General features: G+C 67.0%; 21 protein-coding genes. All 21 read left to right on the top strand.

Annotation, left to right across the window (positions count from 1 at the left end; translation table 11 throughout):
- The first annotated feature begins 4 nt into the window (after positions 1-4).
- The 21 genes from pilM to fusA all read left to right on the top strand — a co-directional run bounded on the left by pilM (position 5) and on the right by fusA (position 21,764).
- Positions 5-1,078 (top strand): type IV pilus assembly protein PilM, encoded by a 1,074-nt coding sequence (gene pilM, locus B7495_RS14560; RefSeq protein WP_088457212.1) that lies wholly within the window; start codon positions 5-7, stop codon positions 1,076-1,078.
- Entirely contained in the window at positions 1,075-1,737 is a 663-nt protein-coding gene (locus B7495_RS14555) for a hypothetical protein (RefSeq protein ID WP_088457211.1), read from the top strand. Before pilM ends, B7495_RS14555 begins: the two co-directional genes overlap by 4 nt.
- A 2-nt stretch (positions 1,738-1,739) precedes the next feature.
- Positions 1,740-2,441 carry a hypothetical protein gene (locus tag B7495_RS14550; protein WP_088457210.1) on the top strand — a complete coding sequence of 234 codons (702 nt, stop codon included), beginning with the start codon at positions 1,740-1,742 and terminating at the stop codon, positions 2,439-2,441.
- Between the two features lie 122 nt (positions 2,442-2,563).
- Positions 2,564-3,559, top strand: a complete 996-nt coding sequence (locus tag B7495_RS14545; RefSeq protein WP_088457209.1) for a hypothetical protein — start codon at positions 2,564-2,566, stop codon at positions 3,557-3,559.
- Between the two features lie 27 nt (positions 3,560-3,586).
- Positions 3,587-4,075, top strand: a complete 489-nt coding sequence (locus B7495_RS14540; RefSeq protein ID WP_088457208.1) for a hypothetical protein — start codon at positions 3,587-3,589, stop codon at positions 4,073-4,075.
- Positions 4,076-4,117: 42 nt separating this feature from the next.
- Positions 4,118-8,593: an FtsK/SpoIIIE domain-containing protein gene (locus B7495_RS14535; RefSeq protein WP_088457207.1), complete on the top strand. Its 4,476-nt coding sequence runs from the start codon at positions 4,118-4,120 to the stop codon at positions 8,591-8,593.
- Positions 8,594-8,787: 194 nt separating this feature from the next.
- Positions 8,788-9,102, top strand: a complete 315-nt coding sequence (locus tag B7495_RS14530; RefSeq protein ID WP_088457206.1) for a hypothetical protein — start codon at positions 8,788-8,790, stop codon at positions 9,100-9,102.
- Positions 9,103-9,169: 67 nt separating this feature from the next.
- Positions 9,170-10,501 carry a hypothetical protein gene (locus tag B7495_RS14525; RefSeq protein ID WP_088457205.1) on the top strand — a complete coding sequence of 444 codons (1,332 nt, stop codon included), beginning with the start codon at positions 9,170-9,172 and terminating at the stop codon, positions 10,499-10,501.
- 4 nt (positions 10,502-10,505) lie between these two features.
- On the top strand, positions 10,506-11,144 hold the full coding sequence (locus B7495_RS14520; protein ID WP_088457204.1) for a hypothetical protein: 639 nt from the start codon (positions 10,506-10,508) through the stop codon (positions 11,142-11,144).
- Complete coding sequence (locus tag B7495_RS14515) at positions 11,141-11,731, top strand: hypothetical protein (RefSeq protein ID WP_088457203.1); 591 nt, start codon at positions 11,141-11,143, stop codon at positions 11,729-11,731. Before B7495_RS14520 ends, B7495_RS14515 begins: the two co-directional genes overlap by 4 nt.
- Positions 11,728-12,594 carry a hypothetical protein gene (locus B7495_RS14510; RefSeq protein WP_088457202.1) on the top strand — a complete coding sequence of 289 codons (867 nt, stop codon included), beginning with the start codon at positions 11,728-11,730 and terminating at the stop codon, positions 12,592-12,594. The genes B7495_RS14515 and B7495_RS14510 overlap by 4 nt, the downstream gene beginning before the upstream one ends.
- A 258-nt stretch (positions 12,595-12,852) precedes the next feature.
- Positions 12,853-13,140, top strand: a complete 288-nt coding sequence (locus B7495_RS14505) for a WXG100 family type VII secretion target (RefSeq protein ID WP_240632263.1) — start codon at positions 12,853-12,855, stop codon at positions 13,138-13,140.
- A gap of 111 nt (positions 13,141-13,251) precedes the next feature.
- Positions 13,252-13,740 carry a hypothetical protein gene (locus B7495_RS14500; protein ID WP_088457200.1) on the top strand — a complete coding sequence of 163 codons (489 nt, stop codon included), beginning with the start codon at positions 13,252-13,254 and terminating at the stop codon, positions 13,738-13,740.
- Between the two features lie 2 nt (positions 13,741-13,742).
- The gene (locus B7495_RS14495) at positions 13,743-14,696 is read left to right on the top strand and encodes a hypothetical protein (RefSeq protein WP_088457199.1); all 954 of its coding nucleotides are present in this window, start codon (positions 13,743-13,745) and stop codon (positions 14,694-14,696) included.
- Positions 14,689-16,410 carry a hypothetical protein gene (locus B7495_RS19160; protein WP_088457198.1) on the top strand — a complete coding sequence of 574 codons (1,722 nt, stop codon included), beginning with the start codon at positions 14,689-14,691 and terminating at the stop codon, positions 16,408-16,410. The genes B7495_RS14495 and B7495_RS19160 overlap by 8 nt, the downstream gene beginning before the upstream one ends.
- Before the next feature lie 17 nt (positions 16,411-16,427).
- Complete coding sequence (locus tag B7495_RS14485) at positions 16,428-16,940, top strand: hypothetical protein (protein WP_151199586.1); 513 nt, start codon at positions 16,428-16,430, stop codon at positions 16,938-16,940.
- 60 nt (positions 16,941-17,000) lie between these two features.
- Positions 17,001-17,642 (top strand): YitT family protein, encoded by a 642-nt coding sequence (locus B7495_RS14480; protein WP_240632262.1) that lies wholly within the window; start codon positions 17,001-17,003, stop codon positions 17,640-17,642.
- Between the two features lie 82 nt (positions 17,643-17,724).
- The gene (locus B7495_RS14475; RefSeq protein ID WP_088457196.1) at positions 17,725-18,366 is read left to right on the top strand and encodes a spermidine/putrescine ABC transporter substrate-binding protein; all 642 of its coding nucleotides are present in this window, start codon (positions 17,725-17,727) and stop codon (positions 18,364-18,366) included.
- Between the two features lie 336 nt (positions 18,367-18,702).
- Positions 18,703-19,077: a 30S ribosomal protein S12 gene (rpsL, locus tag B7495_RS14465; RefSeq protein ID WP_055811472.1), complete on the top strand. Its 375-nt coding sequence runs from the start codon at positions 18,703-18,705 to the stop codon at positions 19,075-19,077.
- Complete coding sequence (rpsG, locus tag B7495_RS14460) at positions 19,077-19,547, top strand: 30S ribosomal protein S7 (RefSeq protein ID WP_066597688.1); 471 nt, start codon at positions 19,077-19,079, stop codon at positions 19,545-19,547. The genes rpsL and rpsG overlap by 1 nt, the downstream gene beginning before the upstream one ends.
- A gap of 102 nt (positions 19,548-19,649) precedes the next feature.
- Positions 19,650-21,764: an elongation factor G gene (gene fusA, locus B7495_RS14455; protein WP_088457195.1), complete on the top strand. Its 2,115-nt coding sequence runs from the start codon at positions 19,650-19,652 to the stop codon at positions 21,762-21,764.
- Positions 21,765-21,806 lie beyond the last annotated feature (42 nt).

Genomic DNA, 21,806 nt, shown 5'->3' with positions numbered 1-21,806 from the left:
CTTAATGGCAAAGAGCGTCGTAGGAATAGACATCGGTAGTCGAACGCTGCGCGCTGTCGAAGTCGTAGACCACGAAAAGTCAAAACCGACCGTGGTGCGCTACTGCGAAGTGGCACTGCCGGCTGGGGCGGTGATTCGGGGCGAGGTGAACGAGCCGAACACCGTGGCCAGCGCCCTCAAAGAGTTGTGGACCAAGGGCGGGTTCAAGAGCAAGAACGTTGTGCTCGGCGTGGGCAACCAGCGAGTGCTTGCCCGTGACATCACGGTGCCGAAGATGTCTTTGAAGCAAATCCGCGAATCTCTGCCGTTCGAAGTACAGGAAATGCTGCCCATTCCGGTGGCCGATGCTCTATTGGACTTCTACCCCATTGCTGAGGTGGAAAGCGAGGCCGGTCCCATGGTGCGCGGGCTCCTCATCGCGGCGGTCAAAGCGGCGGTGCTGGGCAATGTTGCCACCACTCAGCTGGCAGGGCTCACGACGGTCGACGTCGACCTCATCCCGTTCGCCCTCAACCGGGTCCTGATCTCACGACCCGGTGTGGCGGGAACAGTCGCCCAGATAGACATCGGCGGCAGCACAACCAGCGTGGTCATCGCCATCGACGGTGTTCCGCAGTTCGTGCGCATCATTGCCAACGGCGGGGATGACATCACTCAGGCATTGCAGGCCGAACTGGGCCTCGCCCTCGAGGTCGACCCTGAGGTCGAGGCCGAGCAGCCGGAGGCGATGAAACGCCGCCTCGGGCTCGCTACTGGCACCGTGGCGGCTGTGGACAAGCGCGCCGTCGAAATCATTTACAAGATCGCGAGTGAACAGCTGACCAGTCTGCGCAACACCATCAACTACTTCGTCAATACCCGCCCGATCGACGCTGTGAACAAGATCGTACTGAGCGGTGGTGGCGCCCATCTGCAGGGACTCCCCGAGGCACTCGCCGAGATGACCAGGCTCAACGTTCAAGTGGGTGATCCGTTCCTGACTGTGTCGCTAGGCCGGGGGCTGACGCTGGAGGATCTTCGCCGCAATGGCTCCACCTTCTCTGTCGCCCTCGGGCTGGCGCTCGGGCGTGCCGCATGAGCCGCCGGGACAAGACCGATGTGCTCGTGATCGGCGGGGAACCCCGAGTCAATCTGCTTCCACCGGAAGTGCACAAACAGCGCAAGGCAAAGGCCGTCCGACGGCAGTTGGGCTTGGGCGTCGTCGGTGTAATTGCACTCATGATCGTCGGAACAACGTTGTTGATGGTGCTCGCCACAACCGCGGAGCAGCAACTTGCCGATGAACAGGAACTGACTGCAGGGCTTCTCGCGGAGCAGACGAAATACGCTGACGTCCGAACGGTCCAGAGCGAGGTCGATCTGGTCAAGGCGGCCCAGCAGGTGGGTGTCTCGACTGAAATCGACTGGAAGACGTACCTGGACGGCGTTCAGGCCATCCTGCCCGCCAGCGTGACAATCGGCACAGTGGCTGTAGATTCGGCGTCTCCGCTGGCCGTCTTCGGCCAGCCGACCTCACCTCTGCAAGGCGCTCGGGTGGCTACGGTGTCCTTCACTGCCGAGAGCGCCGTCCTTCCAGACGTGCCCACCTGGCTGAATTCTCTGTCGACCCTGCCGGGATACGCCGATGCGCTGCCTGGATCACTGACGCGGGACGAGGCGGGCGTATATACGGTCGCCATCACCATGCATGTCAACGACGCCGCCTATGCGCGGCGCTTCGAAGCCGAGGGGGAGTAACCGTGGATAAGAACCGCTTGTGGATTATCGGCACGGTGGCCGTGATGGTGTTCGTACTGGTCGGCGGGTTTGTGCTCGGAATCCAGCCTCAGCTTTCAGCGGCCGCAGCGGCTAACGAGGAACGCGCGAGCGTCGCCGCGTCAAACGCCGGCCAGTCAGCGGTGCTCGATGAGCTCAAGAAGGACTTTGAGAACATCGATACCCTTAAAGCTGAGCTGGCCCCGCTCAGCGCATCCGTTCCCTCGGATACAGGGATGCCTGCGTTCGTGAACCAGCTGGATGTCCTCGCCGGAGCCACCCAGGTGACCCTCGATGGATTCACGGTTTCAGACGCGACTCCGTACGCACCCGTGGCGACCGCCGACCCCGCTGCGGCGTCTACCGCCACACCGGCGCCCACCGCCAGCGATGCTACAGTCCCGGCCGCCGGGGTCCCTCCGGTGACGAGCGAGCAGATCACCGCGGCCAATTTCGCGTCGCTGGCCGTGACAATAACGGTGAGTGGAGGGTACGCGAACGCCCTCAATTTTGTCAACGGGCTGCAGACCGGTGAGCGCCTGTTTCTGGTTTCTGGCATCACCACAACGGCGCGGGATGCCGCCGAAGGTGAAACCGCTTCGGGAGGGGTCAACGCCGTCATTACCGGCCTGGTCTACGTACTCGTGCCGTCAGACGCCCAGCCCGTCGCCGTCGACGCGGGATAGCGGGAGCCGGCGCGCGGAAATGCCTTGGTCGCCGCGCGCCCCGAGCTTCCGTCTACTTGTCGCCCCGGATTGCTACAGTGGCAGCACAGAGCTACGGCCGCGAGGCTCACGAGGAGTGCAGCATGACCGACACCACGCCCCCCGAGGGCAACAAGAACCACAACCCGGATGCGCCCACCGAGCACATCTACGACGATGCGAACCCGGAGCCCACCACCGTGGCCGACCCGAGCAAGACCGTCGACCAGCCTGTGCGCGAACCGGTGGCCGAGACCTCGACGCCGGAGCCTGCCTACGTTCCCGGCGAGCCGATCGACTACGAGCCGGCCACCCCGGTGACGGTCAACGCGTCGGAGGCGCAGACCGAAAAGGTCGAACGCCTCACCGCCGAGCCCACCCCGGCCGAGGTCGCCCGGGATGAAGCAGCTGCGGAGCAGAAGAACTACACGCCCACCTACGTGCCCACCCCGGCAGCCGCGACGGTCCCCGCCGCAGCCGCGCAGCCCACCGTGCAGCCGCCGGTGCAGCAGCAGACCCAGCAGTTCTCGCAAAGCCCGGTGTACGTCACCGCGCCCACCCCGCCCAAGACCCTGGGCAACCGGGCCGCCGGCATCCTCATCGGCCTGATTGCCACCGCGGTCTTCGCCGGCGTCTATGCGGTCATCGCGTTCTTCATCTCCGCCGCCAACGCCGCCACCGTCGCCGACGCCACCACCCGGTTCACCGACTTCCTGGTGCTGCCGGTCTTCTACGTGCCGGTGATCTTCTTCTTCCTCGCCTTCGCGCTGCTGGTCGCGGTGCTCAACCGTGCCGGCTGGTGGGCCTACGTGCTCGGCGGCTTCCTTGTCGCCGTGGTCGTGTACTTCTCCTACATCGGCGGCGCCCTGCTCGCCGTGCAGGCGTGGAACCTGACCCCCGCCGAAGCGGCCCGCTTCGTGAGCACTCAGTGGTTGAACCCCGGCGCCATCGCCGCGGCCGTCGTGGCCCGCGAGGTGCCCATCTGGTTCGGCGCCTGGATCGCCCGCCGCGGCCGCAGCATCACCGCGAAGAACATCGCCGCCAAGGCCGAATACGAGCGTCAGCTCGCCGAAGGACCGCAGCTCGCCCGTCCGGTCTAACCGCTGGCAGTGCGGGGGGAGCACAGAATGCGCGATTACCAGAAATATGCGACCGTCGTCGCGGTTTTCGCGACCGTGCTTTACGCCGCACTGCTCGTTGCCGCGTTCGGCCTGATCAGCCTGGCCACCAACCTCGAGGTCATCGCCGACAGGTCGGCCGGCACCCTGGTGGGCCCCACCATGACGGCCGTCGCCGTGCTGCTGGTGCTGCTCATGCTGATCGTTCTCGGCGTCAACACCCCACCCGACAAGCAACGCGTCGTGGTGGGGTTTGCTGTTGCCACCGGCATCGCCGCCTACGGCCTGTTCATCGTCACCGGGGCCATCCTCGTGGCCGCCGGCAACGGCCAACCTTTGGGCGTGCTGCTGTTCGCCGGCAGCATGCTCGCCAGCCCGTTCGCCCTCACCGTGGGTGCGCTGGCCTTTCTCGTCGCGCTCGTCTACTCGATCCTGCTGGCCTCGCACTACGGCGAGCACGGCCGGCCGCTCTGGCCGTGGGAGCGCCGCGGCGAATAGCACGTCACCCCGCACCGCCAGCTCTACTGACATAGGAACTGAATGCGCCTCAAGCTCACCCTGGTTCGCCCCAACGGCGCCGCCAGCGACATCATCGTCACCGCGGATGCGGCAGCCACGATCTCCGAAATCGCCGGCACCATCAGCCGGGTCGACGCGCAAACCACGCACTCACCGGACCGGTTCCTCACCCTGCGGGCAACGCTGCCCGGCCAGAGCGTGCCACTCACCCTGCCGCCGGACGGACCGGTGGGGGAGGCCTGGATCGGCTCCGGCGCATCCGTGAGCCTCGCCGACGCCGGTGTGCTCTATCAGGCCCCGTCAACGCTGACGGCGCAGCCGGTAGCCCAACTCAAGGTGCTCTCCGGGCCGGATGAAGGCCGCGAGTTCCCGCTGGCGCCCGGCAGCCTGCTGGTGGGCCGCGACGCCGCCTGCGACATCGTGCTGCACGACAGCCTGGTGTCGAAGAAGCACGTGCGGCTGGAGATCGGCGAGGCCGTGGAGGTCATCGACCTCGGCAGCGCCAACGGGGTCGTTGTGGACGGCGGCATCGTGGGCCGGCTGCGCATTGCCAAGACCGAACGGATGCTGCTCGGCGACTCCGAGGTGGAGATCAGTCTGGTCGCCGGCGCCGCGCCCGAAAGCGCGCCCAAACCGGGCCCGATCTTCTTCAACCGGTCGCCCAAGGTGGAGAAACGCTACATCGGCCAGGAGTTCGTCTCCCCGGAGGTGCCCACCGAGAAGGAGGACGCACCGTTCCCGCTGCTGGCGATGATCACCCCGCTGCTGCTGGGCGGGGCGATGTTCGCGCTCACCAAGAGCCCCACCACCCTGCTGTTCTGTCTGCTCTCCCCGGTCATGCTGATCGGCAACTTCTTCACCACCAAGGGCCGTGACAAACGCCGGATGGCCAAGGCCGTGGCCAAGTTCAGCGCCAGGCTCGAGGTCCTCACCAATCGGCTGGCCACCGAACGGGTCATCGAGCACGAGCTGCGGCTCAAGGAGTCGCCCTCCACTCTGGAAGCACACGAGCACGCCATGAACCGGGGGCCGATGCTCTGGACCCGCCGTCCCGAACACTGGTCGTTCCTGAACGTGCGGCTCGGCTGCGGCACCATGAACTCCCGCAACACCATCTCCGACTCCAGCCGCGGCGACATGCTGCCGGAGTTCGAGGAGAAGCTCACCGAAGTCATCAACGCCAATCGCACCCTCGACGGCGTGCCGCTGATCGACAACCTCTACGACTCCGGCGCACTCGGAATCGCCGGCTCACCCGCCCAGGCGATGGGCTCGATCAACTCGATCCTGGTGCAGCTCACCGCACTGCACTCACCGGCCGAACTTGTCGTCGCCTCCCTGGTCACGCCCCGCTGGTCCCGTGAGCTGGAATGGCTCAAGTGGATGCCCCACACTTCCTCCCCGCACAGCCCCATTGAAGGGAGCCACCTCGCCGACAGCGCCGCCAGTGCCAGCGCGGTGCTTTCCGGCATCGAGGGTGTTGTGGAGCAGCGCCTCGCCCAGGCCAAGGCCAGCCGCCGCGGCGCCATGGTGCAAACGGATGCCGCGCTCGAGCGCGGCGGCGAGGTCGGCGCATCCGGCACCAAGGAGGGCACCAAGTCGGCCATCCCCGCGATTGTGCTGCTGATCTCCGACGACGTGGCCATCGACCGGGCCCGGCTCGTGCAGCTCGCCGAAATCGCCGCCGACGCCGGCGTGTACCCCATCTGGATCGGCCCGACCGTGGCGGCACTGCCCGCCGTCTGCCGCACCTACCTGCACCTGGGCGACGAACCCGGCATCGCCACCGTCGGTTTCGTGCGCCTGGGCGAGACCATCGACAACGTCGTCACCGAACAGGTCGACTCCGCCGCCGCCCTCGAATTCGCCAAGCGGATGGCCCCGGTCATCGACGCCGGCGCCCTCGTCGCCGACGCCAGCGACCTGCCCCGCACCGTGTCGCTGGTCACCCTGCTCGGCCATGACATGGTCGAGACCAGCGCCGCGGTCATCGACCGGTGGCAGCAGAACACCTCCATCCACGACCGAAGCGGCGGCACCCCCAAACCGCGCCGGGCCGGCAAGTTGCGCGCCATCATCGGCTCCGCCGGCGTCGATGCCATGCACCTGGACCTCCGCACCCAGGGCCCGCACGCCCTCGTGGGCGGCACCACCGGCGCCGGCAAGAGCGAGTTCCTGCAGGCCTGGGTGCTCGGCATGGCCGCCGAGTACAGCCCCGACCGGGTCACCTTCCTGTTCGTGGACTACAAGGGCGGCTCGGCCTTCGCCGACTGCGTCACCCTGCCGCACTGCGTGGGACTGGTCACCGACCTCAGCCCGCACCTGGTGCGCCGCGCGCTCACCAGCCTGCGCGCCGAACTGCACCACCGCGAGCACCTGCTCAACCGCAAGAAGGCCAAGGACCTGCTCGAGCTGGAGAAGCGCGGCGACCCCGACAGCCCGCCCGCCCTGGTGCTGGTGATCGACGAGTTCGCCGCCCTGGCCACCGAGGTGCCCGAGTTCGTCGACGGTGTCGTCGACATCGCCCAGCGCGGCCGGTCGCTCGGCATCCATCTGATCATGGCCACCCAGCGTCCCGCCGGTGTGATCAAGGACAACCTGCGCGCCAACACCCCGCTGCGCATCGCCCTGCGGATGGCCGACGAGTCCGACAGCACCGACGTGATCGGCACCAAGGAATCCGCCCACTTCGACCCGGCCATCCCCGGCCGCGGCGTCGCCAAGACCGGCCCCGGCCGGCTTGCCCAGTTCCAGTCCGCCTACGCCGGCGGCTGGACCAGCCGCGAACCCGAGCGGGCCGGCATCGACGTGCACGAGCTGCGGTTCGGCGCGGAAAGCCGTTGGGAGGAGCCGCGAGCGGTGGACTACGTCGACGAGGACCGCGACCTCGGCCCCACCGACCAGCAACGCCTGGTCACCACCATCATCGGCGCCAACGCCGCCACCGGTATCCCGGCGCCCCGCCGGCCGTGGCTCGACGAACTCGCCGGCGCCTACGACCTCAGCCTGCTGCGGCAGCGCACGGATGCCGAACTCCTGCTCGGCGTCTCCGACATCGCCGAGCAGCAGCAGCAGGTCTCCGCGTACTTCCGGCCCGACATCGACGGTCACATCTCCATCTTCGGCACCGGCGGCTCCGGCAAGTCCGCGGTGCTGCGCACTCTCGCCTGCGCGGCCGCGATCACCCCGCGCGGTGGCCCGGTGCACGTGTACGGGCTCGACTTCGGTGCCGGCAGCCTGCGCATGCTCGAGCAGCTGCCGCACGTCGGTTCGATCATCATGGGTGAGGACGTCGAACGGGTCGTGCGGTTGTTCCGCACCCTGCAGGGTGAAATCGACCGCCGCAAGGCGCTGTACGCCGAGGCGAACGCGTCGAACATCACCGAGTACCGTCAGCTGGCCAACCAGCCGGCCGAGCCGCGCATCCTGCTGCTCATCGACGGGTTCCCGAACTTCCGCAACGACTTCGAGATCGCGGCCGGCCGCGCCCAGTGGTTCGACGTGTTCAAGGACATCCTCTCCGACGGCCGCCAGCTGGGCATGCACGTGGCGATCACCGCCGACCGGGCCGGCGCGGTCCCCGCATCGATCTCCTCCGCGATCCAGCGCAAGGTGGTACTGCGCCTGGCCGACGACGGTTACGGCATGCTCGACGTGCCCGGCGACATCCTGAGCATCAAGTCGCCGGCGGGCCGCGCCATTGTGGACGGCTTCGAAACCCAGATCGCCATCCTCGGCGGCTTGTCGGCGCAGTCCGCGCAGTCGGCCGCCACCAAGCGGCTCGCCGACGCCATGCGCCGTGCCGGCGTGGCCGAGGCGCCGTCGATCGGGGCGCTGCCCAAGGAGTTCCCGCAGGCGCAGCTGCCCGCCCGGATCGGCGACCGGGTGGTGCTCGGCCTTGGCGACATCGACCTGGGCCCGGCCGGCTTCGAGCCCAGCGGCACCCTGCTTCTGGCGGGCCCGCCGGCCAGTGGCCGCAGCACCGCCATCGAATCGATCGCGCTGGGGTTCAAACGGTTCGAACCGGATGCGCGCCTGTACTACTTCGGCAACGCCCGCTCGCCGATCTCCCGGCTGGGTTTGTGGACCGAGGCCGCGACCACGGTGGACGCCATCGCGGCGTTGGCCAAGGACCTTGCGGCGGCGGTCGCCGACCCCGACACCGAGGGCCGCATCGCGGTGTTCGTCGAGAGTCTGGGCGACTTCCTGCAGACGCCCGCCGACGGCGGCATCCTCGAACTCACCCGGGCGGTCAAGCGCAGCGATCACTTCTTGCTCGCCGAGGCCGAGACCAGCGCCTGGAACTCGTCCTGGCCGCTGTTCGGCGAGATCAAGAACGCCCGACGCGGACTGCTGCTGCAGCCCGAATCGGTCGAGGGGGACATCCTGCTGAAGACCGCTCTGCCGCGGATGAACCGGGCGGAGTTCCCGCCCGGCCGGGGCGTGCTGATCGCCAAGGGCAACTTCGTGCGGGTGCAGCTGCCGCTGCTCTCGTGACCTTCTGTTCCCGAAGCGGACATTTGCGTCCGGCACGCCGGCCGCAAATGTCCGCATGGGCAACAGTTCGCGTCATGGGGACCGCTGCCCATCGAACCCGTTCACCGGGTTCGGTACTGTTCTAACAGGCAGCTGGCCCACGCGCATCCGTCGCAACGAGGCCGGTCAAGCCGAACACTTAGGGGGAACCGATCATGAGTGATCTCATCATCAACCTGGAGCTGCTTCATCAGCTGCGGGACGACCTGGACGCCGTCGTGAAGGAATTCACCAACGCCGACGACTTCAGCGACGACGTGGCCATTGCCACCGGTCACGAGAACCTCGGTGACCACGTCAGCGATTTCGCACACAAGTGGAACGACAAGCGCAAAGCCATGACCGAGGCGGTCGAGGGTCTGCGCAAGAAGATCGAGGGCATCACCGACGGGTTCACCCAGGTGGATGACGGCCTCGCGAAAGCCCTGACCGACGCCACTCCGCCGCTGCAGACCGCCACCCCCCTGTGACCCACCCCATGCCGTCCGCCCGCCCGGCCACCCCGAGATCTTCCCGCAGCCTGCCGAAGGAATCATCATGACCGACACCGAATTCCGTGCCCTCGAGGGTGACCCCGACCTGGTGCGCACCAAGGCGCAGCACTACGCCGAGATCGCCAACGCCATCGCCCGGTCGGTGACCACCCTCAACTCGATCAAGTCGGTGGAGGGCATGACGTCCAAAGCCATCGACGCGATCCGCGAAGAGGCGGGCAACGTCGCCGACGACATCGGCAAGGCCAAGGACCGGTACGCCGGCACCGCTCAGGCCCTGATCACCTACTCGGCGCAGCTGCGCCTGGCGCAGGATGCCGCGACCACCGCCATTGCGCACATCGGCGACAAGGAAACCGCCGCCGACACCGCCGGTCGCACAGCCACCCGCACCGCCGCCACGGCCGAGAGCGCCACCCCGGAGTCCAGCGCCACCGACACCGCCGCCGCCGACAAGGCCGAGGATGCCGCCGAAGCGGCCGGCCAGGCGCTGCAGGCGGCCCAGGCGGAATGGCACTCGGCCCTCGCGATCAAGAACCAGGCGGCCGAGTCGGCGATCACGGCCATCCTCGAGGTCGTCGAGGGCAAGAAGAGCCAGGACCTCAACGACACCTGGTGGGACGACTGGGGCGCCAAGGCGCTCGACATCCTCAAGACCATCTGCGACTGGGCCGGCGTGTTCGCCGTCTTCCTGGCCTGGGTGCCCATCCTCGGCCAGGTGCTGATGGTGCTCGCAGCCGTCGGCGCGGTGCTCACCCTCATCGAGGCCACCATCGCGGCCGTCAACGGCGACGGCAGCTGGTGGGCAGTCGCCGGCGCCGCGGTCGGTGCGGTGATGTCGATCTTCGGTGGCAAGATCTTCTCCGTGGGCGCGAAGTACGTGCGTGCCTCGATGATCACCAAGGCCGCCGCCAGGCTCGACGGCGCCCCGGCATTGACCCGCCAGCTCAGCGGGGTCGGCCGGCACAGCAAGGCGTTCATGAGCATCGACGACGCCGCGAAGGTGGTCAGCAAGCCGTTCAAGGATTCGGTGCTCGGGGCCTTCAAGAAAGACCTGGTTCCCGATGGTGCGCCCGTCAAAGCGATGGAGATGTTCAAGGAGGCGGCGAAGAAAGCCCTGCCGACCCTCGACGATTTCACGCCCTCCAGTCTGCTGAGCCTGAACGACGACCTGATGGACTTCTACCGGATGGCCGGCAAGGCGCCGCAGATCCTCGATACGCCGCTCGTCGTGCAGGGTGTCTCCCTCACGGTGGTGCAGATGCACACCTCGGTCACGGCCGTGCAGAGCCTGATGGAAAACCCGATCGACCCGTTCCTCGGCGAGTACGCGCCTCTGGTGCACCAGGTCGAGAAGACCTTCGGGAGAGACTAGACCGATGACATTTCGCAATTCGCCTTCCACCAGGGACATTGTCGACCTCAGCGTTGACGCCGACGCCACCTGGTATCCAGTTCCGCTCGACCGGTCTGAACAGCTGCTCTGGGGTGAGACCCTGGCCGCCGAGGTGACCGGGGCCGGAAGCAGCCGGCGCACGCTAGGCAGTCAGCTCGAAGCGCTGCAGATCCGGCTCATCGGCATCGGCAACCCGCGGATGAGCTGTGCCGTCTGGATCCCGTACCCCGAAACGGGCCGGGCGTCCAGCGCGCTGGCCTTCCAGCTCAACGACCTGCCCGCCGGCACCTCCGAAGCGGCCGCTGACAGCTACCTCGCCGAGCTTCGCGCCGACGAGGGCCGCCGTACACCCGGCATCGAATACCTGAGCGTCACCACCTGGGAGGGTGAGGTCGCGGCCGGTCCGTTCGTCGCCGCGCACAACCTCATCGCCCTGCGCAACCCGGGCGACGACGAAGCCGTCATTGAGGAACGCACGGTCTTCGCCGTCTTCCCGCCCGGCGCCGCGCAGATGGTGCAGCTGGTCTTCTCCGCCGAGAGTGTCGGCGCGTTCGTCAACATGCCCCGACAGACCGAAGAGGTTGTCGCGGCCCTGCGCATCGAACTGGAGGCGACCGCGTGACCCGCAAGGTAGTCAGCCCTGACCAGACCTTTTCGATCATCCTGCCCGGGACCTGGGCGGTCATCCCGTTGCAAGACGAAGTGGCCATGACCAAGCGCATCGTGGCCCTGGTGAAGAAACAGGTCGGCGGCGGTGACCGTGCGGCCCGCCTGCGCCGGCAGACCCGCGACGAGTTCGTGAAGACGGCCCAGCAGGCCCGGGATGCCGGCGCCATTTCGTTCGCTCTGTCGATGGAACTTTTGCCCGGCGTGCCGTTTCCCGCCGCGATGATCACGACGGTGGAGACCTGGCCGGTATCGGCATCCGCAGAGCTGGACCCGGCCGACCGGCTGCGGGCCATGGTGCCCGATGCCGTGGTGCTCGAGCAGCGCAGCGGCCTGGTGGCCCGGCAGGCCGAAAGCGCCCGGCAGCGGGTGGGCCAGGAAACGGTGCCGGCGCTGCGCGCCACCTATTGGCTGCCGAGGCCACAGACCGACGATTTGCTGCGCATCACGATCTCCGCGCCCATGGTCGACGATGCCGACCTCTTCACCGAACTGTTCGACGCGATCGTTGATTCGATCACCTGGAAGGCCGAGACCCTATGACCCAGAGCACCACCACGCCCGAAGCCACGACCGGTCGCAACACCCGCGGACTGTTCCTGCTCTCGACCGGGGTGGTGTTCGCCATCGCGGCGGTGGTGATGCTCTTCATCACCGTGGTCGGTATCTCCACCTTGCAGTCCGACGCGTTAGCCCGAATCAACGAGCAGAACCTGTCGTACCGGGCCGAGTTCGGTTTCGTCGAGCGGGAGCTCTCGGTGCTCTCCGCCATGACCGCGGTCCCGGCCATGCTGCTGATCGTCGCCGTGTGCTTCCTCATTCCGGGTTACCTGCGCCGACGCGGCGTGATCGCCGAACGTGACACCACGTTCTGGCGCGGCGGCTCCCACGCCGCCAAGTACAAGCCGCTGCCGCTGGGCCTGCACGCGGCGTGGGCACTGCTGCCGTTGGCCGCATGGGTGCTGCTCGTCGTGATTCCGCTGCGCAACCTCATCGGCGGTACCGCCTGGCCGGCGGGTCTGAAGGACGAGAACTCTTCGGCGGTATGGATGCTGTTGGCCGCGTACGGCGGTCTGGCCGCGGCGCTGTTCGCGGCGATCGTGGTGTCGCTGATCAAGAAGGTCGTCTACACCGCGCGTGTTGCCCGGCACCCGGAGGCCGTTGATGGCAGCGCCGGTAAGGGTCTCTGGCGCTGGGTCACCTTCCGCTGGCGCTTCGACCTGTGGCTGGCCGGACTCGGCGGGGCCTTCGTGGGGCTGTGCTGGATCGCCCTCGGCTTCGACGACACCCCGTTCTTCGTCACCACCCTGGCTATCGGCCTGGCCCTGCTGGCGGCCGGCCTGCTGCTCGCGGTGAACTACTGGCGTGCCGGCGAGCCCCTGGGCGCGGGCGAGTCCTACTCCTAACCCGGGTCTTCGTCCGGCGCGCAGTCCGGCCGGGGTCGGCGTGTCGTGGCGCACAGCACGGCGCTTCCCGAAAAACTCCGCCTTTACCGACGGATGCGTCTCAGCTCGTTCGACCCGGTCGGCCAGCGGCGGGGGAGAGCATGGGGAGTGCTGCCCATTCCGCATTGCGACCTGGGTTCGTTAGGTTGTACGTAGTCGGTCGGCCTTTGGGGGTTGGCCCCGAACTACTAATAAGAGGAGCAGTAACTCATGGCGAATATGAACGTAACTTACGGCGAAATGAACGACGCGTCGCGCAGCCTGATCGCTGGCAAGGACGACCTCACCGCCAAGCTGTCCCAGCTGCAGAGCCTGGTCAACAACCTCGTCGCCGGTGGCTTCGTCACCGACGCCGCGTCGGGCGCCTTCCACACCTCGTACGAGCAGTTCACCAAGGGCACCACCGAGGCCGTCAACGGCCTCCAGGGCATGTCGGAGTTCCTCACCCGGGCGGCCACCGCCCTGGAGAACGTCGACAGCGAACTCGCCCGCGGCATCGGCGGCTAATTCCGCTTCTTCAGAGCAAAGGCGTGACCGGATTCCGGTCACGCCTTTGGTCAATCCGCACCACCCCAAGCCACAAGCCCCACCCCGAGCAGCCAACCCCAGGGAGACCGCATGTACGGCGATATGGCGGCACTCGGCCGGCAGTCCACCGAGCTGCGCACCCTGGCGGAGGACACCCGCACCCGCGCCACCACGCTGCGCTCGGCCGTGGGAACCACCTGGGTATCGTCCGCCGCGGCGACCTTCATCGAACAGCTCGGCCAGCGGGCCAACAACCTCGACGCCTCCGCCACCTCGCTCGACGAGGCGGCCGACGCGATCGACGCCCACATCCGCTCGGTCGAAGCCGTGAAACAGGCCATCGTCGAAGCGGAACAGTGGATTTCCGAGCGCTGGAACGACGCCGCCCGGCTGGTGGGAAACACCGTCGAGGTGATCACCGAGGGCGCCGAGAACGTCTTCGAATTCTTCGGCACCGAGGTGCCCCGCGCGCTCGTGAGCGAAGCCGACGAACTCATCCGCACGGTGCGGGAACTGCCGACCCCGGGCTCGCCCGGCTGGCTCGACCTGGCCGACACCTTCCACCGACGGGGCTGGTAACCATGGCTTTCTCCACCGCACCCACCTCCCCAACCACGCCGGCCCGGTTCGGCCTCACCGCCGACCAGCTGCACCTGCTGCAGAATCGCTGCCCCGACCTCACCCTGCCGGCCGAGTTCTACTCCGCCTGGGCCGCCGAGGCACCCGAGATCGAACGCACCGAACGGATGCTCGTCGCAGAACTCGGTCTCATCGACCAGGGCCTGCTGCGCGCGGCGCCCACCGACACCTCCACCGCAGCACCCACCGACACCCCCACCGACGACTTCGCCGCCCGGGTGCACCCGGCCGTGCTCGGCTTCCTCGGCCTGTTCACCGAACCCGCCCTGCTCCTGGCCGTGCACTCCTGGGGCGGCGGCCGCACCATCGTGCAAACCATCGCCGTGCGCGCCGGCTTCGCCGCCTCCCTGGTGCGCGGCCAACGACTGGACGACCACGGCAGCCATCCCGCCAACGAGGATGCCGTGGAACTCTCCGCGTTCCCCGTTTCGGCCCTGATCGGCGAAACGCTGCGCTCGCTCGTGCGCCTCGAACCGAAATACCACCCACGGCCCCCGCACGGCAGGCCCGCCGCTGCCGTCGTGCTGCCGCTCACCCTGGCGCAGGGCATGATCGGCGCCATCCGCACCGGCAACCCCGAGATCATCCACGCCGCCGCGCTCACGGTGGGGCTGCCGCAGGCCGAACACGTCCTCGAAGGACCCGCGTTCGGCATCGACGCCGGCTACAGCGTCGCGGCGACCTCCCTCACCGGCGACAGCCTCGCCGTGCACTGGTTCCGCAGCGCGGCCGGCTGGTTCCAGATGAGCGCGGACACCCCACTGGTGGGTCGCATCGAGTCCACCGTCGACTTCGTCGACTCCAGCCGGGTGCGCATCGAGACCACCGGCCCGGCCGCGATCACCGGCCAGGTCACCACCGCCATCGGCTCGCTGCTCGGGGTGCTCCGTGGCTGAGCCCACGTTCACCGTGTCCGGGGGAGCTGGCGGCATCGGCGCGAACCTCGACGACATGCGCACTGAATCCGGGCACCTCGCCGCGATGGCCCAGCAGCTCGTGGACCAGGCTCTCACCGCGGCCGGCATCGCCGTGGACGGCGACCTGCTGGCCTCCGCCATCCTCTCGCCGATCACCGCGGCGGCCGCCGAGCAGCAGATCGTGTTCGCCACCGGCCAGATGCTGCTCTTCGCCACCGAGGCGGGCGTCACCGCGGTGTTCCTGGCCGGCGCCGTGGATGCATACGAAGCCGTTGACCGCAGCCTGTCGATCCTGGCCGACGCGGCCGCGAACACCACCACCTTCTTCATCGGGGTGATGGCCGTACCGCTGGCCGTGGGCCTCGCCGCCGTGGCCGCCGCCGATGTGGCCCTGGTCTACGTTGCCGGTTACGGCGGCGAAGCGCTCGAGTCGCTCGGTGAGGGCCTAAACGAGACCCTGGCCGACCCGTGGAAACTCGCCCTGCCCGGCGTCTTCCTGGGCAGCCTGGCAGCCAACACCGCCGACGCTTATGACTCCGACGAGGCACAGGAGACCGTGGCCGGCACTCTCGCCGACCAGCTAGCCCTGCTCAACGAGCTGGCGGGGGAGAACGCCTGGGCCGTCGACCTGATCGCAGAGGGCGCCCCGGGGCTCCTCGCCGGTCTCACCTTGCCGCTCGCACTGGTCCTGGGTCCGGCTCGCACCCGGCTGGCATTGACGGCACTCACCGGGGTGCCGTGGCCGCCCACCAGCTACGAACAGGCGCTGCAGGCCATCATCGGCGGCGGCAACAAGGCCGGCCTCTTCGACGACGGTCCGCTGCTCACCCGCGACGACCTGATCAACCCGCCGGAAATCATCGGTCCGGATGTCGCCACCCCCACCAGCCTCGAGGGACTCTTCACCGGGTCGGCGCAGATAGACAAGTACGACACCTCCGCCACGGGCGACGAGGACGCGCTGGCGCGCATCCGAATCACCGAGGTGCCCGGCAGCCCGCCGAGTTTCATCGTGCAGGTGCCTAGCACCCAGGTGTGGGACCCGGCCGCCGGCAGCACCCCGAACGACGTCACCGCAGACACCCACGCCATGCTGGCCCAGCAGACGGCGCTCTCCAGCGCCGTGGATGCGGCGATGCGGGAGGCCGGCATCACCAACGAGAATCCCGTGATGATCCAGGGCTTCAGCCTGGGCGGCATCGTCGCCGGGCAGATGGCGGCCGACCCGAGCCTGAACTACAACTTCACCCACGTTGTCACCGGGGGATCACCCGTCGCCAACTTCGACATCCCCAGCGACGTGCAGGTGCTCTCGCTCGAATTCGACGAAGACCCAGTGGCCAAGCTCGACGGCCACAACAACCCCGACGCCGCGAACTGGACCACCGTGCAGGCGCCTGCCCCGTCGCTGCCGGGCGACAACGGTGTTCCGGTCGGTATCGCCGGCGAACAGGGCGCCCACAACGCCGAACGGTACGCGATCACGGCCGGCGAGGTCGAGGGCTCCTCCGATCCCAGCATCGCCGCGTGGACCGACTCCGCGGCGGGGTACTTCCCGGACGCGGGCGACAAGCTCGAAGTGACAATGATCACCGACCCCGAAACCCACATCACCACGACCACCACAACCAACACCGAAACCGGCGCGGTCGTATCCGAAACCACCGACTACGGAGCGCAACGCCAACCATGAACGGCCAGCACCGATCGTTGACGACCCGCCGAACGGCTCTGCTCGTCGTCGCAACCCTGACTGCGGTAACGCTGGGCGGATGCGTCGCCGTCGGCCGGTCCGGCCAGCCCGCGTCCACGTCACCGAACGACCCGGCATCCGACAGCCGGACGACGGCGCAGGTCACCGACGAGCTGGGCCAGCTGCCCGGAGTGAGCGCCGCGTTCGTGTCGACCGGGCCGGTGGGGCTGCCCAATCAACTGGAACTGACCGTCGGGCTCAACCTCGAGGCCGGTTACCCGGGGGACGTGCCCGCCCTGCTGGACTACACGCTCGCCATGGCCTGGTCCGCAACCGTTGAGCAACCCACCACCACGGCGGCCGTGGCGTTCCGGGACGGGGATTCGGCACTGGACCTGGCTCCGGCCGCAGCTGCCATCGGCTGGACGGGCATGACCGGCCCCACCCTCGCCGTTTCCATGGACGAGATGGCCGACCGGTACGGGCCGTGGCCCGGCCCGGTGCCGGAGAAGCCGGCCGCGCTGGGCTGACCCCACGGCTCGATACCATGGCGTAATGACTTGTGCCATTTTCACCCCCGAGCCGCGCGCGTGACGCGCACCGGTTCTGTACCCATCGTCGACCCGTCCGAGCGTCCGCAGCGGGTGCCGCACTCCCGGTTCGAGAACGTGGTGGCGCTGTTCATCGGCACCTTCGCCGTCTCGTTCGGGCTGTACCTGCTCAAAGAGGTCGGCGTGGCCACCGGCGGCACCGCCGGTATCGCGCTGCTGGCCAGCTACGTCACCAGCTGGTCGTTCGGTGTGTGGTTCGTGCTGGTCAACCTGCCGTTCTTCGCGCTGGCGATCTGGCGGATGGGCTGGCGCTTCACCGTCAAGACCCTCATCGCCGTGGTGCTGGTCTCGGTCTTCTCCGAGGTGCACCCGCTGCTGCTGGAGATTCGGCACATCGACCCGATCTACGCCACGCTGCTGGGCAGTCTGTTGGCCGGCATCGGTCTCATCGTGTTGTTCAGACACCAGGCCAGCCTGGGCGGGGTCAACATCCTCGCGTTGTACCTGCAGAAGAGCCGCGGATGGCGCGCCGGCTACGTGCAGCTCGTCGTCGACGTGCTCATCGTGCTCGCCGCTTTCGCGACGCTGCCGTTGCCGATGGTGCTGCTCTCGGTGGTGGGTGCGGTCATCCTCAACATGATCATCGCCATGAACCACCGCCCCGACCGCTACTTCGGCTAATCAGCCCGCTCGGCCCGGTCCGCTGGTTGAGCTTGTCGAAACCTGGTGACTCCGGGGCCGGCAGCGACTAAACTTGACAGCCATGGATGCATCCATCGAGTCGCGGGTCGACCGCGAGGTCGAGGCCTGGTTGCGTTGGGTTCCGCGGTGGCGGCCCGGCACGCACCGGGCACGCTCCAGACTCTGCCAACACTGCTTCGGCTCCCCGGTGCTGCGCGCCGCCGGACTCGACACCGATGTGCCGCACGCGGTGCAGCATCCGCTCTCAATACGCATGAAAACGCTCGTCGACGACGAGGTGGAGACGTACACCGCGCAGAGCCTGCCGCTCCTCAACCGCGAGCTGGGCCTCATCGAACTGCGCCGGTCCGCGCAGGCGTACCGGCCACTCGAGGGCCTCGAGCCGGAGTTCGACGGCATCGACCTCGACCCGCCCGCCGAGCCGGGCTCTCCTTACCTGTTCACCTTCGAAGAGTTCGTACAGCCCCTCACCGCCGACGATCCCGAGCTCGTGCCGCCGCCGCTGAGCATCGAGGAAAAGGCGGGCCTGCGGGTGGAGATGCGGCTGGCGGATGACTACGCCACCCTGGTGGGCAAGCGGGTCTGCGCCGACCTGCGCGGGCACCGCGCCGAGCTTCAGCAGGCCATCGCCGCGTTCGTGGAACCGCAGGTGCAGGCGCTGCTGGCCGATCTGGGCAGCACGCTGGACCCGCACAGTACGTGAGCAGATCGGCTTGCGGGGTCTCGACAGGCTCGACCGACGGGGCTCGCTTGACCCGCCACCCCGGCGGGGTTTAGAATTATCCGGTGTGCGCTTTGTCGTGCGCTTCAGTTATGCCGCTTCGTTGTCTGACATCGGGTTGCACTTCAGACGCCCCGACACTCCACGCAAACAGGGTTTGCTCTCCGAGCGGCCCCCACGGCATACCCACCAGAACGACCGGAAGCAATTCCGTGATGTCCGGAGGGTCCAGATGAACTCGATGAGCACTGAGAAGTGCGATTCGAATGCTTTGACATCAGTCAGCTGTCACCGTGCAGCAAAAACAAGGAGTTATTAGTGCCCACCATTCAGCAGTTGGTGCGAAAGGGACGCAGCCCCAAGGTCACCAAGACCAAGGCTCCCGCCCTGAAGTCCAACCCCCAGCAGCGCGGCGTTTGCACGCGTGTGTACACGACCACCCCGAAGAAGCCGAACTCGGCTCTCCGCAAGGTTGCTCGCGTCAAGCTGTCCAACGGTACCGAGGTCACCGCCTACATCCCCGGTGAAGGCCACAACCTGCAGGAGCACTCGATGGTGCTCGTTCGCGGTGGTCGTGTTAAGGACCTCCCCGGTGTTCGTTACAAGATCGTTCGTGGCGCCCTGGACACCCAGGCAGTCAAGAACCGCAAGCAGGCTCGTAGCCGCTACGGCGCCAAGATGGAGAAGAAGTAATGCCTCGTAAAGGCCCAGCGCCCAAGCGTCCCGTTATCGCTGACCCGGTATACGGCGCCCCCATTGTTAGCCAGCTGGTCAACAAGATCCTCCTCGACGGCAAAAAGGGCCTCGCCGAGCGCATCGTTTACGATGCACTCGAAGGCGTCGTTGCCAAGAACGGTGCGGATGCTGTTGTCACGCTGAAGAAGGCACTCGACAACGTGCGCCCGACCCTCGAGGTGCGTTCGCGCCGCGTCGGTGGTTCCACCTACCAGGTGCCCGTCGAAGTCAAGCCGCACCGTGCGAACACTCTCGCGCTGCGTTGGTTGACCAGCTACGCCAAGGCGCGTCGCGAGAAGACCATGACCGAGCGTCTCACCAACGAGATCCTCGACGCGTCCAACGGCCTCGGCGCCGCTGTGAAGCGTCGTGAGGACACTCACAAGATGGCTGAAGCGAACAAGGCTTTCGCTCACTACCGCTGGTAGTCGTCCACGCCGGTCGAGCCTGCCGGGACCACGGTCTCGGCAAGCTCGACCGGCGCAAGGCCTGTTCAACCTCATCTATCACAAAACTTCCGGAGGACACCCGTGGCACTTGACGTGCTCACCGACCTGAGCAAGGTCCGCAACATCGGCATCATGGCCCACATTGATGCCGGCAAGACCACCACGACCGAGCGCATCCTGTTTTACACGGGTGTGAACCACAAGATCGGTGAGACGCACGATGGCGCCTCCACGATGGACTGGATGGCACAGGAGCAGGAACGTGGCATCACGATCACGTCCGCTGCTACGACGTGCTTCTGGGCCGGCAACCAGATCAACATCATCGACACCCCCGGCCACGTGGACTTCACCGTCGAGGTGGAGCGTTCGCTCCGCGTCCTCGATGGCGCTGTCGCCGTGTTCGACGGCAAGGAGGGCGTTGAGCCCCAGTCCGAAACCGTCTGGCGCCAGGCCGACAAGTACGACGTGCCCCGCATTTGCTTCGTCAACAAGATGGACAAGCTCGGCGCCGACTTCTACTACACCGTCGACACCATCATCAAGCGCCTCGGCGCCAAGCCGCTGGTCATCCAGCTGCCGATCGGTGAAGAGTCGAACTTCGAAGGGGTCGTTGACCTCGTCGAGATGCGCGCGCTGACCTGGCGCGGCGACTCCAAGGGTGACGTCGAGATGGGCTCCAAGTACGCCATCGAAGAGATCCCCGCCGACCTCGTCGAGAAGGCTGCGGAATACCGCAAGCTGCTCCTCGAGACCGTCGCCGAGACCGACGACGAGCTCATGGAGAAGTACTTCTCCGGCGAAGAGCTCACCGTGTCCGAGATCAAGCACGCGATCCGCAAGCTCACGGTCGCCAGCGAGATCTACCCGGTCCTCTGCGGTTCCGCGTTCAAGAACCGTGGTGTGCAGCCGATGCTGGATGCCGTTGTCGACTACCTGCCGACGCCGCTTGACGTTCCCGCCATTGAGGCGCACGACGCACGCGACGAAGAGAAGGTTGTCATGCTGCACCCGAACGCGGACGAGCCCTTCGCGGCTCTGGCGTTCAAGGTTGCGGTGCACCCGTTCTTCGGTCGCCTCACCTACGTGCGCGTCTACTCCGGTCGCATCGAATCCGGCGCCCAGATCATCAACTCCACCAAGGGCAAGAAGGAGCGCATCGGGAAGATCTTCCAGATGCACGCCAACAAGGAGAACCCGGTCGGTTTCGTTACCGCTGGTCACATCTACGCGGTCATCGGCCTCAAGGACACGACCACCGGCGACACCCTGTGCGACCCTGCCCAGCAGGTCGTACTCGAGTCGATGACGTTCCCTGACCCGGTTATCGAAGTTGCCATCGAGCCGAAGACCAAGCAGGACCAGGAAAAGCTGGGTCTCGCGATCCAGAAGCTGGCCGAAGAAGACCCCACTTTCCGTACCGAGCAGAACCAGGAAACTGGTCAGACGGTCATCAAGGGAATGGGCGAGCTTCACCTGGACATCCTCGTCGACCGCATGAAGCGTGAATTCAACGTTGAGGCGAACGTCGGCAAGCCCCAGGTTGCTTACCGCGAGACGATCAAGAAGGCCGTCGAGCGTCACGATTACACGCACAAGAAGCAGACCGGTGGATCCGGCCAGTTCGCGAAGATTCAGTTCGCGATCGAGCCGCTTGAAATCACTGCCGACAAGTCGTACGAGTTCGTGAACAAGGTCACCGGTGGCCGCATCCCGCGTGAGTACATCCCTTCGGTTGACGCCGGAATCCAGGATGCCCTCAACGTGGGTGTGCTCGCCGGCTACCCGATGGTCGGCGTCAAGGCGAGCCTGCTTGACGGTGCCGCTCACGACGTCGACTCCTCGGAGATGGCGTTCAAGATTGCCGGATCGATGGGCTTCAAGGAAGCCGTTCGTAAGGCAAACCCGGTTCTTCTCGAGCCGTTGATGGCCGTCGAGGTGCGCACCCCTGAGGAATACATGGGTGACGTCATCGGAGACCTCAACTCTCGCCGTGGCCAGATCCAGACCATGGAGGACGCACAGGGCGTGAAGGTTATCCGCGCACACGTTCCGCTGTCGGAGATGTTCGGTTACATCGGCGACCTGAGGTCCAAGACCTCGGGCCGCGCGGTGTACTCGATGACTTTCGAGAGCTACCAGGAGGTCCCGAAGGCTGTTGCCGACGAGATCATCCAGAAGAACAAGGGCGAATAACCCACCGGCCTTCGGGCCGAATCGCTTAGGCCTCCTGGCCCG

Origin of the sequence: Cryobacterium sp. LW097 (assembly GCF_002205495.2) — a bacterium.
Lineage (GTDB): Bacteria > Actinomycetota > Actinomycetes > Actinomycetales > Microbacteriaceae > Cryobacterium > Cryobacterium zongtaii.
This window is presented reverse-complemented; position numbering and strand designations above follow the sequence as displayed.